Origin of the sequence: Microbacterium sp. UBA7513 (genome assembly GCF_002478345.1) — a bacterium.
GTDB lineage: Bacteria > Actinomycetota > Actinomycetes > Actinomycetales > Microbacteriaceae > Microbacterium.
The window spans coordinates 25,133-37,581 of sequence record NZ_DLNJ01000014.1 but is presented as its reverse complement, the minus strand read 5'-3'; the positions used below and the strand labels follow the sequence as shown (position 1 = coordinate 37,581).

At 67.0% G+C, this 12,449-nt stretch carries 10 protein-coding genes and 1 tRNA gene; 6 read left to right on the top strand and 5 right to left on the bottom strand.

Going from position 1 to position 12,449, the window contains the following annotated elements; genetic code table 11:
* Positions 1-46 precede the first annotated feature (46 nt).
* Complete coding sequence (locus B2W79_RS07160; RefSeq protein ID WP_292788202.1) at positions 47-1,048, bottom strand: hypothetical protein; 1,002 nt, start codon at positions 1,046-1,048, stop codon at positions 47-49.
* A 1,706-nt stretch (positions 1,049-2,754) separates the two neighbouring features.
* On the opposite strand from B2W79_RS07160, the gene B2W79_RS07155 reads away from it, so the two are divergent.
* Positions 2,755-2,970 carry a hypothetical protein gene (locus B2W79_RS07155; protein ID WP_292788200.1) on the top strand — a complete coding sequence of 72 codons (216 nt, stop codon included), beginning with the start codon at positions 2,755-2,757 and terminating at the stop codon, positions 2,968-2,970.
* A gap of 275 nt (positions 2,971-3,245) precedes the next feature.
* Here the strand turns inward: B2W79_RS07155 and B2W79_RS07150 are convergent, their stop codons facing one another.
* The 3 genes from B2W79_RS07150 to B2W79_RS07145 form a co-directional block, all read right to left on the bottom strand.
* Positions 3,246-4,184 (bottom strand): nucleotidyl transferase AbiEii/AbiGii toxin family protein, encoded by a 939-nt coding sequence (locus B2W79_RS07150; protein WP_292788198.1) that lies wholly within the window; start codon positions 4,182-4,184, stop codon positions 3,246-3,248.
* A gap of 20 nt (positions 4,185-4,204) precedes the next feature.
* The gene (locus tag B2W79_RS17640; RefSeq protein WP_396654756.1) at positions 4,205-4,978 is read right to left on the bottom strand and encodes a type IV toxin-antitoxin system AbiEi family antitoxin domain-containing protein; all 774 of its coding nucleotides are present in this window, start codon (positions 4,976-4,978) and stop codon (positions 4,205-4,207) included.
* 638 nt (positions 4,979-5,616) lie between these two features.
* Positions 5,617-5,705 (bottom strand) — tRNA-Ser (locus B2W79_RS07145).
* Between the two features lie 163 nt (positions 5,706-5,868).
* Here B2W79_RS07145 and B2W79_RS07140 point away from each other — a divergent pair.
* Positions 5,869-6,576, top strand: a complete 708-nt coding sequence (locus tag B2W79_RS07140; protein WP_292788197.1) for a potassium channel family protein — start codon at positions 5,869-5,871, stop codon at positions 6,574-6,576.
* A 6-nt stretch (positions 6,577-6,582) separates the two neighbouring features.
* On the opposite strand, the gene B2W79_RS07135 is transcribed toward B2W79_RS07140, so the two are convergent.
* Positions 6,583-7,587, bottom strand: a complete 1,005-nt coding sequence (locus B2W79_RS07135; RefSeq protein WP_071327649.1) for a LacI family DNA-binding transcriptional regulator — start codon at positions 7,585-7,587, stop codon at positions 6,583-6,585.
* Between the two features lie 148 nt (positions 7,588-7,735).
* Here B2W79_RS07135 and B2W79_RS07130 point away from each other — a divergent pair, with 148 nt between their 5' ends.
* Genes B2W79_RS07130 through rhaS form a run of 4 tightly spaced genes read left to right on the top strand, consistent with a single transcriptional unit; the run spans position 7,736 to position 12,397 of the window.
* Positions 7,736-9,253 (top strand): sugar ABC transporter ATP-binding protein, encoded by a 1,518-nt coding sequence (locus B2W79_RS07130; RefSeq protein WP_292788195.1) that lies wholly within the window; start codon positions 7,736-7,738, stop codon positions 9,251-9,253.
* Positions 9,250-10,269, top strand: coding sequence for an ABC transporter permease (locus B2W79_RS07125; protein WP_292788193.1), 1,020 nt, complete (start codon positions 9,250-9,252; stop codon positions 10,267-10,269). Before B2W79_RS07130 ends, B2W79_RS07125 begins: the two co-directional genes overlap by 4 nt.
* Positions 10,266-11,369 (top strand): ABC transporter permease, encoded by a 1,104-nt coding sequence (locus B2W79_RS07120; protein WP_071327652.1) that lies wholly within the window; start codon positions 10,266-10,268, stop codon positions 11,367-11,369. Before B2W79_RS07125 ends, B2W79_RS07120 begins: the two co-directional genes overlap by 4 nt.
* Entirely contained in the window at positions 11,366-12,397 is a 1,032-nt protein-coding gene (gene rhaS, locus B2W79_RS07115; RefSeq protein WP_292788191.1) for a rhamnose ABC transporter substrate-binding protein, read from the top strand. Before B2W79_RS07120 ends, rhaS begins: the two co-directional genes overlap by 4 nt.
* Positions 12,398-12,449: the final 52 nt, after the last annotated feature.

The window sequence follows — 12,449 nt, the reverse complement described above, 5'->3', positions numbered from 1 at the left end:
CGTCGGGCGCGGGAGCACCCGGACCGGCATGGAGGGTGAGTACACCTCAACCCCGACCGACCTGACTGCGAAGCGCGTCAAGCACCGTGTCGGGCCCAGGATCATCGAAGCCGTCGAGGCGCAAACGAAGACGATGGAGGCGCGTCTCTGCTCGCTCCGCGCGTCCATCGTGGTGGCGTTCGACCTCGTGAACTTCGAGCAGACCAAACCACTCGAGCGTCTTACGAGCGGCAGAGAAAGAGTCGCGATGGATGCCGTAGTTGCGCAGCCGCACTTGACCCTCGAACGCGAGGAACCGTCCGTCACGCAGCGCGCTTTTCCCGCAGGCGATCATCAGCACGATCGCGATTTCCGAGTCTTCGAGCACGTGCAGCCAGCCGTTTCGCACGAAGCCCGCAGGTAGCGAAAACGTTGCCTCCCCGCTCCTGGGGACTGTGTAAGGCTCCGTGTTGCCCAGCACGTCCCGCCCGACTTCATTAAGCATCTCGAAGTTCTCGTATCGACCGCGGCTGCCGACAGGTAGGCCGATGTCAACCACGCCGGCCGCTTCCAGGGTATCCAAGGCGTTTCGCACGCCTCGTGCCCGCTTGTCACCGGCAGCGAGGAGGTTGTTCACTCCTCGGCTGTCGACAGAATCGGCGGCGACAAGATCCGACCAACCGGTCACTTGAAAGCGACCGGCGACTGGCAGTTGGAGTTCGGACAGGCGCGCCTTCGTTCCTACCTTCCGGTTGGCCTGGATGACGGCGAGAACCGTGAGAGCGAATCGGAGCGCAGACCCGCGGCTCGTGACGAGGCGCGTGGCCGACGGCCTCTGTTCGGGAGGTGGCGCGCTCCGGTCGGACGCGTCCGTGAACGGCACATCGTCCCGGAAGGAGAAGCCACTGCGAATAACCAACTTTTCCGCGGCGTAGCGGCGGGGCATCTTTTCGTAGATCTCTGCGATGTGACGAAGCTGATCCGCGCGATCTAGACGACGCAGGCGACCCTCGAGCTTCTGGCGTTCCTTCGCGGTCGGCCTCCGGGTGGAACCAGCACCTATAGCCATAGTCCTCCAATCGATGCACTTTGGCCTGAACGTTTTAACCGGCCAGTAACCTCTTCAAAATGTTCACATGATGGAAATCCTTACTGGCCGGTTAAAGCGCTCCTCCACCGTACTGGACCGCTGTACCGAACTCTGCGTTACTGGACGCACTCACAGCAAGAACACGGGAAGGAGGAAGCATGAGCGCAGTCCGCCGGTCAGATGAAGACCCGAAAGCACGCCGATGGTCTGAACACCTGAGCTGGTTACGAGTCCTGCTACAGGCCGTTCAGACCATCGCGATCCTGGTGCGTCTTTCGCAAACCCTCTGACGAGCCCACGAGTGGCCCGCCGCCTTGCCCGCGGCGGGCCACACATACGCGGATCACCCGATGATAACCACATCGAGTCTCTGTTTCCGCCCGCAGTTTGCCGTCCAAAGAAGGGAAGATCACATTGCAAACGACCCATCCAGGACGAGAACGGGCGCCGTCGAAATGCGCCCGATTGAGCAACCCCTGCGCGGCGGAGAGCGTTTCGCGTCAGGTTCGGCCGGCTCGTTCTCGAGCCACCTCCGACCGTAAAGCGTCCCGTGACCGTGCGATGTGCGCTAGTCCCCAGTTTTCTCGCACACCGTGCAGGTGTGTAAGCAGCGCCTGCCCAGCGGCGCTGCTGGTCACAGCGCCGTCGCTCAATAGATCCCTGAATCCCACGCTCAGCGCATGCGTGCGCTCGGCCTCAAGACGCCATCCTCGCCTAGGGTTACGGCTTCGGCTACATCATCGGCGACAAGGCGCACCTCCCCAACGCCAACCCCGAATTCCTGCAAACCCCGCGTCGACAGGCGGGCGGCATGCTCAGCATGCGCTACCCGATTCCCACCTCGAAAGCGTCCAAGGGCGAGGGCTCAGTGCAGGCGCAGGCGCACGGGGCGTTCATACCCGAGGGGCGCTGGATGTGGCCGGCAACGCCGCTGACGCACCGTCAGATCATGGTCAGCTACAACAAGAGTCACCGGCAGTGGCGGTACGCCGCACTGCAGGAACGGGCGAAGTGGGAACTGCGCCAGAAGGGCGTCAAGACCAACAGCAACCTGGTCAAGTGCTGTCCGGGCTCCGGTGAGGGCGGCAGCCTCAACTGCCCGCTCAAGCCAGACGAGCCGGCGCCCCGCAGCGGCGCTGTCCCCCCTTCCTGTGGAGAGTCCGCCGAAAGCTCCTGGCCCCATCTGCACAAACGACTCCAGCCTCACGTTCGACGCCGAGCTCGGCGTCGAAATACCGTCAGCACCACCGCTACGGCACCGCCGAATGGGACGACACCCACACGTACGAGCGCCAGACCATTGAATCGTTCATCAAGCTGCTCAAGCGTTCCGACAATAGCCTGTACGACTCGACAAACCGCCGGCTGCGAGGCGAGACCACCCAGTCGTTCCTCGCCCTCCTCGGCGTCATCGCGATGAACGGACACATCATCTTCCGCTGGCTCAAGGAAGAATACGACCCCACCCGCCCCGCTCCGGAACCGAACCGGCGACAGAAACGCACAAACCGTGACGCCACCGCCCCGGGACGTGCCAAGGCGGCGAAGAAGGGGCGCGGGATGCCGGCCGCGCGACGCGCACGGTTCGGACTGCTGCCTGCCTGACGCAGCATCATGCGAAGGCCGGGCATACAGGTGGGGCACCGAGACCCCCGGTATCCCGCCTACAGAAAGCACCGACAGCGATGAGTACCATCCAACCCATTCACCCCAACGACTTCGTCAGCGACATCACCGTCGACATCGGCCTGGCGCTGCGCGCGCGGCTTGAGGAGGCGTTCCCCGGGCGGATCCGCGCACGCCTGCGCGACAGTCCACTGACGACGACACACGGACACACGATCTTCGTCGGGTCGACCGACTCGTACCTGATGACGGCGTACTCCCCATCGACGACATAGCCCGCCGACCGAATCCTTCCTACCCTCATCAGCGACATCCGCCAACAGCTATTCGAGGCCAGCATCGGAAAGGAATCGCCCGAACGGAGCTTCGCCTTCACATGGGATGGGCACGGCCTGTTCGATGACGGATCATTGGTCGAACGCGGCTTCCGTTTCGATGCCTACGTAGACGTGTTCCGCGAACCGGCGTAACGTACACCGCCGTGGTCCTCTCCCCAAGGCATCGTCTGACGCAAACGCCCGACCGTCAGATTAGGTTCGAGTGGGCTGGGCTACGCTGGAGAAGGCGTCCAGGTGGCGTCACTGGCGCGCCAGATACCTGACGTCACCTCCCCCGCAAGAATGGGATTTAGGCATGTTCCCGCAGTATTCAATGAAGCCTCGAGGGAGTAAAGATCGCTGGGGTACTCCGCGAAATCCCGCGCTGCGCGTGGGAACTGATCCGACCAAATATCGCCGGGGGAAACCATAGCCTCGGGGAGATCAATCTTGCGGCGCTGCTTCTCCCGCACTAGTACACGGTGTAGTCGTTCGGCATCGATATCAGCGACGGCGATGAGGCGGACGATGTCGGCCAGGTCGCGGTAGCGCGTCGAGGGGTTCTTGTCCTCTCCATGCGGTTCGTACATCGCGCACACCTTGTCGGCAAGGTGGTTCTCAGCCGGTGTCGTCGGCACTGCAGGCAGATCGTTCAACGTCTCATGGTCGATGATGGGCGCCAGAGGAATGTCGTCCACCGGCCCATCAAGGTGACGCCGCGATGTGATGTCGATGGTGAAGGTGTCGAACACCACTCCATCGAGAGTTGCTCGCACACGCGCCTTCGCCGTCTTCGTGCCGTACCCGAAGGGGTCAGCCTCGGAATGGGCGTCGATGGCGTAAATCTCGAATCGGAACGGATCTCGCTCAGGGTTCTGGTCCGCTAATGCCTGTAGTTCCTTCCGCACACCGTCGAGATCACCCCAGGGGGACTCCCGAGCAAGATCGATGTCCTCGGTGAACCTACCGCCTCCCGCGCGAATGAGAAGCGCGTTGCCGCCGAGGAGCACCCACGGCGGGCGCTCCTCGGTACCGAACATCCGACTGAGGAAGAGCGTAAACACGTACTGTTTGCGGACCAGGATCGCGGCCACACCCCGCTTCCTGGCTACTGCTTTGATGCGGCCCGCAAGCTGCGCATTCAACCGCTTTGTATCCAAGATGTCAGACATGCTCTACCCCTTCTCCATCATCAGGCGGCGCGGCCCAAGTGCGAGCGCGCAACCCCAGCGAACGCGTTCGCTACCGCGTCGACAGGCCATGCGTCTGTCAGCGCCAACGCCAGCCCCTCCCGAAGCTCTGGAGACACCTGAACTGTCGCGCCATCGGCAAGACTTTTCGCCACCGCAGCCCAGTAGGGCGCGGACGCCGGCGCGAGGCTCGCCAACAGCCGTGCCCCGCTCGGCGAATGGTAGCGGTGGGCGTTCCGCTCCAACGCAGATGCCAGCTTGCGGGGGTTCGCGTGAGACCGGGTGACCGCGTCCTCCAACACGGTGGCGAGGTGATCTGCATCTAGTGCCCGCCCACTCAGATCTTGAACGGTGCGCTCTACGCTCGTCACGGGAAGCCCATCTACGACCACCACATCTGCGTCCGGGAGGGTTGCACGGTGGAAACGCACATCAGCCTGGGCGCTCTGCCGGCGTTCTGCGGAAGTGAACTCGTGACGTGAAGGAACCAGGTCGCCAAGCCCGTGCACCGCAGCTGCGGATGCTCCCGACACGACCACTCGCTCGTCATCTCGACCTGCCGCCAACCACGCAGCGCGAAGGTCTTGCAGCGGGTCTGCTCCGGCGGATGGGAGCGCGTACACGCCGTGCCGCACCCGGTAGAGGGTCCCACGATCAGCCAGACGTGCCAGCTGAACGTTCGTCAAGCCCGCTGAGCGCGCTTGGGAGGTGGTCACAAGACCCCACTGCGCGGAGCCCAGCAACTCCAGTGTCTCCAGTGCATCGACAGCTCGCATGTATTCGCCTCCCTGCTTTGAAAGTTACATTTAGATGATACTTTCGAAGCATTCTTATGGCAAGTATGCCTGATGTCAGCTCGCGGTGCCAAGGGGCCCGTACGGCAGGCGTAGCGAAGCACTCGCGCAACTGCGCGGGCTCATCGAGGCTCAGCCCGGTTCGTTCCTTCGCGGACTCGTGATTTCGTTGCTGAGTCTCACGGGGGACCCTCGTACCGTCCTGCTGTACGGCCTCGTAACGATGCGTCGCCAGGGCTTCGGTCGCCGGAGGGCGCCCGGGCCACCCGCGCTCTCATTATCGACTGCTTCTGATTCAGACGGGACGTGTGACTCTGACAGGCATCAGAATCTGCGCCACGATATCTTCGGTCGTCCCCGCCGTCTATCCACCTCGTGCGGGCAATGGACAGGTGGAGGCTTTCCCGCGGTCCTGGACCTATCTGCACAGGTGGAGGCCATCCCGCGGTCCTCGACAGATCTGCCTGGCGCGAGCGGCGTTCCCAACGAGCATCCTCGGGGCGTCAGCGAAACGAGCGGACCGACGAAGAAAGCCGCCGGGATTCCGGCGGCTTTCTCCGTTTGGCCTGGGCTTCCGAGATACGAGAACAAAATTCTCGAGATCCAGGAATCGCCCTGTGCGGAGACGAGGGGATTTGAACCCCTGGTCCCCGTAAGGGGACTCCACCTTAGCAGGGTGGTGCACTAGGCCGGACTATGCGACGTCTCCAGGCATCCGGCTCGAGAGCACGGATGCACCCCACCATCATAACGGGTCCGGCGCGTGGTCACGAACCGCCGGGCTCGGATGATCCCCGGAGCCGGCCGCATGCCCTGCGATACTGGCCGCACGTTGCGAGGGTCCGGCCCCCGCGGACGCGAGAGGAGACGCCATGTCCGAGCCATCGGGAGCGCACGTCCGCGCGGGGTTCGCCGCCCCGGTCGACCCGAGGCGCGGCGCCCTGGGCTATGCCGCGGTGCTCGCCCTCCTCATCGTGTCGTACGGACTGTGCGCGGCCCAGCCCGGCACGGTCCCCAGCCCCTGGGCGTTCCTCGCGATGCTGGTCACGGTCGCGATCGTGTTCCGCGTGACCAGGGCGCATGCCCTCGTGCAGCGGGTGTCGTGGGTCGTGCTCTCGGCCGCCGGCCTGGCCGCCCTCCTCGCGGCGTTCTTCGCCACGGACAGCCCCGCCCTCGCCGTGGCGCTCTCCGCCGCCTCCATGATCGCGCTGCTCGTGGCGCCATGGGCCATCATCGCGCACCAGGTCACCCGCCGAGGCCTCGACGTCGAGGCGCTCCTGGCCGCGGTGACCGCGTACATCCTCGTCGGCATGTTCTTCGCCTTCGTCTACAACCTGCTGTCGCTGCTGCTGCCGACACCGCTGTTCGGCGATGCCGCCAACGACTCGCTCGGCGATCAGCTCTTCTTCTCGTTCACGGCACTGACCACGACGGGCTATGGGAATCTCGTCCCCGTCGGACCGGGCGTGCAGGCGGTGGCCGTCGCCGAGGGGATCACCGGGCAGCTCTTCCTCATCACCGCCGTCGCCCGCATCATGCGGGGTGCGAGCGCCCAACGCTCCACACCGACGTCGGCCTGATCGCGGTCACTCCCCGGTCGTCGAGCGGCGGGCGACGAGCTCCGGCCGGAACAGCACGTGCTCCGGCGCCGGCGCCACCTCGTCCTGGCCTCGCAGCAGCAGGTCGACGGCGGTCGAGCCGATGAGCGCGGCCGGCTGACGCACCGAGCTGAGCGGGATCACGGCGGCCGCGGCGAAGTCGATGTCGTCGTAGCCCACGAGCGCTATGTCCTCGGGGACACGGGCATCGCCGGTCATCACCAGGCTCTGCAGGAGGCCCAGGGCCAGGAGGTCGTTCGCCGCGAAGACCGCGTCCGGGCGATTCCCGGGGGCGCGGTCGAGGATCTGCGCACCGGCCCGGCGCCCCTCCTCGACGGTGAGCGCGGACGTCGGAATGAACTCCAGCCCGATCCCCGCCGCGGCCACCGCCGCCTGCGCTCCGCTCAGACGGTCGGCGACCTGGCGCAGCGCGACCGGGCCGCCGACGAAGGCGATCCGGCGACGACCGACCGCCAACAGATGCTCGGTCGCGATGCGCCCGCCCTCGACGTCGTCGACGGCGACAGAGGCGAACCGCTCATCCTGCGATTCCCGGTCGACGAGCACGGCGTGCGTCCCGCGCTCGTGCATCCGCACCAGCCGCGGCAGGGATTCGGCCACGGGTGTGACGAGCACGCCGGTCACCCGCTGCTCCTCGAAGAGATCGAGATGCATCGCCTCCCGCTCCTGCTTCTCGTCGCTGTTGGCGACGAGGACAGAGAGTCCGTGCTGGTCGGCGCGCTCCTCTGCTCCGCGGATCACCTCGGCGAAGAACGGGTTGCGGATGTCGAGCACGACCAGCCCGATGGTCCGACTGCGCCCCGCACGGAGCTGCCGCGCCGCGTCGTTGCGCACGAACCCGAGGCGGTCGATGGACGCCTGCACACGAGTCACGGTCTCCGCGGCCACCTTCTCCGGCCGGTTGAGCACGTTCGACACGGTCCCGACGGAGACACCCGCGTCCTCGGCGACCTCCCGCACACTGACGGCCATCGCGCCCTCCCTCCGGCTCCCGCCGCTGAAACGACTCATCCGCGGGGATCGCCTCAGACTCTCATGCCGTATTGACACGCGTCAACACAGCCCCTAGTCTCAAGTCCATCAGGGTTTGAAACGATTCATTCCCTCAATGGAGAGAGAAATGATGTCCTCACCCACGACGGCGCCCGTGCTCGAGCTCGCCGACGTCCAGAAGGCCTTCGGGTCGGTGATCGCCCTGCGCTCCGGCACCATCGCCGTCCACCCCGGCTCCATCCACGCGCTCGTCGGCGAGAACGGTGCCGGCAAGTCCACCCTCGTGAAGATCGTCGCCGGTCTCTACCAGCGCGACGGCGGAGTCTTCCGTCTCCGCGGCGAGCAGGTCGACTTCACCTCGACCGCACAGTCCAAGGCCGCCGGCGTCGCCGTCATCTACCAGGAGCCGACGCTCTTCCCCGATCTCTCCGTCACCGAGAACATCTTCATGGGCCGCCAGCCGACCGGGCGGTTCGGGCGGATCGACCGCAAGGCCATGCGCCACGAGGTCGAGCGGCTCTTCACCCGCCTCGGCGTCACCATCGACCCCGACCGCCCCGCCGAAGGCCTGTCGATCGCCGACCAGCAGGTGATCGAGATCGCCAAGGCCGTCTCCCTCGACGCCACACTGCTCATCATGGACGAGCCCACCGCGGCGCTCTCCGGCGTGGAGGTGGAGCGGCTGTTCGCGATCGCCCGGAGCCTGCGCAACGAGGGCCGCGGCCTCATCTTCATCTCGCACCGGTTCGACGAGGTGTTCGCGCTCTGCGACACCGTCACGGTCATGCGGGACGGCGCGTACATCGCGACCTCCGCGATCGCGGACACCACGGTCGACGAACTCGTGCACCAGATGGTCGGCCGCGAGGTGTCCGAGCTGTTCCCGAAGCAGGAGGCGACGATCGGCGAGCCGCTGCTCGAGGTCGAGGGGCTGACGAGCCCCGGCCTCTTCCACGACATCTCGTTCTCCGTGCGTGCGGGCGAGATCGTCGGGCTCGCCGGCCTCGTCGGCGCCGGGCGCAGCGAGGTCGCCCGCGCGGTCTTCGGCGTGGACGGGTACCGCGAGGGCAGCGTGCGCATGAAGGGCCGCCGGATCCGCGGCCGCCGCCCGGTGGACGCGATGCGCGCCGGTCTCGCCCTCGTCCCCGAGGACCGCCGGAAGCAGGGCCTCGTCATCGAAGCCGGCGTCGGCGGCAACATCACCCTCGCGATCCGTCGGCGTCTCGCCCGCCTCGGCCTGCTCACCACCGCGATGGAGAACCGCGCCGCTCGGGAGTGGGCCTCGCGGCTCGAGGTGAAGACCCACGCCCTGGACACCATGGCCGCGACGCTCTCCGGCGGCAACCAGCAGAAGGTCGTCCTCGCGAAGTGGCTCGCCACGCAGCCGCAGGTGCTGCTCATCGACGAACCCACCCGCGGCATCGACGTCGGCACCAAGTCCGAGGTGCACCGCCTGCTGTCCCAGCTCGCCGGTCAGGGCATGGGCATCCTCATGATCTCGTCCGAGCTGCCCGAGGTGCTCGGCATGGCCGACCGGGTGCTCGTGATGCGCGAGGGTCGCATCACGGCCGAGATCCCCCGCTCGGAGGCCACCTCCGAGAACGTCATGTTCGCCGCGACGCACGCATCGGAGCTCAGCTCGTGACCACCGCCATCCCCGTCTCCGCGCTTACCAAGCGCATTTCCGGTCTCGGCAGAGCCCGCGAGTTCGGCATCCTCCTGGCCCTCGTGCTCGTGGTGACCGCCGCGACCCTCAACAACCCCAAGTTCCTGTTCAGCGCCGACGGCTGGCGCGACCTGCTGCTGACGCCCTCGATCCTCGTGCTCGTCGCCGTGGGACAGGCCATCGTCCTCATCACCCGGAACGTCGACCTGTCCGTGGGTTCCGTGATGGGCCTGACCGCGTACCTGACCGGTCGGCTCTTCATCGACATCCCCGGCATCCCGATCGTCCTGGTCGTGGTCGCCGCGGTGGTGCTCGGCGCCCTCCTCGGTCTCATCAACGGCGCCCTCGTCGCGTACGCCAAGGTGCCGGCGATGGTGATCACGCTCGGCACCCTCTACGCCTATCGCGGCATCAACGTGCTGTGGACGGGCAGCGACCGGGTGAACGCCTCCGACATGCCGCGCGACTTCCTCGCCCTCGGCACGGGGCAGCTCCTCGGCATCCCGGTCCTCGCGATCGTCGCGGTCCTCGTGCTCGCCGTCGCCGCCTGGTACATGAAGAACACCCGCGGCGGCCGCGAGTTCTACGCGATCGGCTCCGACCCGGCGGCGGCCGAACTCTACGGCCTGCAGGTCACCCGTCGCGTGCTCACCGCGTTCGTCCTCTCCGGGGCTCTCGCCGGACTCGCCGGCGTCTTCTACGCGGCCCGCTACGGCACCATCAACTCCCAGGCCGGAGCGGGATGGGAGCTGGACGCGGTGGGCGCGGCCGTCATCGGCGGCGTCGCGATCACCGGCGGCATCGGCTCGGTCTGGGGTGCGGCGATCGGCGCCGTCCTGCTGCTGACCATCAACCGGGCGCTGCCGATCCTCGGGATCCCCGACTTCTGGCAGCGTGCCGTCGTCGGCCTGCTCATCATCGGCGCCATCGTGCTCGACCGCGTGCTCGCGGTGCGGCAGAGACGGCGGCTCATCGAGGCGAGGGACGAATCATGACGACCGCGACCGCCACCGCGACCACCCGCGTCATCCGCGACTACGACAAGCCCCTGTGGCGCCGACTGCTGCTCACGCGCGAGGCCGCGATCGTCGGCCTGCTCCTGCTGGTCGCGATCGTCTCGGCCTCCAGCATCCGCGGGTTCGGGCAGCCCATCACGCTGACCTACCTGCTGCTCGACATCGCGCCGATCCTGCTGATCGCCCTGCCGATGACCCTCATCATGATCACCGGCGAGATCGACCTCTCGGTGGGCAGCATGGTCGGACTGTCCAGCGTCGTCACCGGCGCTCTGGTGCAGGCGGGGCTCCCGTTCGAGCTCGCCGCGCTCGCCGCCCTCGTCGTGGGCGTGATCGGTGGCGCGTTCAACGGCTTCCTCGTGACGGTCGTCGGGCTGCCCTCGCTCGCCGTCACGATCGGCACGCTCGCCCTCTTCCGCGGCCTCGCCGTCGGGCTGCTGGGCACGGCCGCCGTCACCGACTTCCCGGAGTTCTGGACGGCTCTCGCCAAGGCGAAGATCGCGGGCACACCGATCCCCGTCATCACGCTCCCGTTCCTCCTGCTCGTCGCGGTCTTCGCGGTCCTGCTGCACTTCACGCCGTTCGGCCGCGGGGTGTACGCGATCGGTCTGTCGAAGGACGCGGCGCACTTCTCCGGTGTGCACGTCGAGCGCACGAAGCTCATCCTGTTCGTGCTGTCCGGGGCCGTCGCGGCGTTCGCCGGCATCTTCTACACGCTCCGCTACGGCAGCGCCCGCGGCGACAATGCCACCGGCCTCGAGCTCCAGGTCATCGCGGCCGTCGTGCTCGGCGGCGTGTCGGTTTTCGGCGGCCGCGGCAAGATCTACGGCGTCATCGCCGCCGCCTTCCTCATCGGGGCGCTCGCGAGTGCGCTCCGCCTGGTGAACGTCACCTCCGACGTCATCAACATCATCACCGGCACGCTCCTCGTGATCTCGGTGGTGGCCGCAAGCTTCCTGGCCTGGCTGCAGAAGGCACGCCGCCGACCGGGCAGACCCCCCGCCGGTGCCGCCACAGCGACGAAGGCACCGATGGACGCCGCATCCGCGGCATCTCCCGACGAAAGGAACGAACAATGACGTTTGCACGCAAGCGTGTCACCGCCTTCGCCGCCCTCGCGGTGGCGGCGGCGGTCGCACTGACCGGCTGCGCCGGCTCCACCGACGGCGGGGGAGACGGCGGCGGCGACGGGGCGGACGCCTCGATCACCTTCCTGCCCAAGAATCTCGGCAACCCGTACTTCGACACGTCCAGCGAGGGCGGCAAGAAGGCCGTCGAGGAGTTCGGCGGCACGTTCTCCGAGGTGGGCCCTGCCGAGGCCACGCCCGACGCCCAGGTCAGCTACATCAACACGGCCACGCAGCAGGGGGTCGGCGCCCTCGTCGTCTCAGCCAACGACCCGCAGGCCATCTGCGACGCGCTGAACGAGGCCAGGGACGCCGGCGTCGAGGTCGTCACCTTCGACTCCGACACCAACACCGACTGCCGCGACCTGTTCATCAACCAGGCCGACTCCGAGGGCATCGCGAAGGTGCAGATCGACCTCATCGCCGACCAGATCGGCGGTGCCGGGGAGATCGCCATCCTCTCCGCCTCGGCCAACGCCACTAACCAGAACGCCTGGATCGAGCTGATGGAGGAGTACGTCGCCAGCGAGTACCCCGACATCACGATCGTCGAGACGGTCTACGGCGACGACGACGACCAGACGTCGTTCGACAAGACGGCCGCGCTGCTGCAGACGCACCCGGACCTCAAGGGCATCGTCTCGCCCACCACGGTCGGCATCGCCGCCGCGGCGCGCCACCTGTCGACGTCCGACTTCAAGGGCACGGTCGCGCTCACCGGCCTCGGTACGCCCAACCAGATGCGGGAGTACGTGGAGGACGGCACCGTGACCGCGTTCGCGCTGTGGAACCCGGCCGACCTCGGCTACCTGGCCGCCTACGCCGCGCAGGCCCTGATCGCAGGTGACATCACCGGCGAAGAGGGCGACACCTTCGAGGCCGGTGACCTCGGCGAGTACACCGTCGGCGCCGACGGCGTCGTCCTGCTGGGCGACCCGTTCGTGTTCGACGCCGACAACATCGGCGACTTCGACTTCTGAGTCGCCCGTCCGGCCGGCGCTCCCCGCGAGCGCCGGCCGGGCCCCGAGAGGA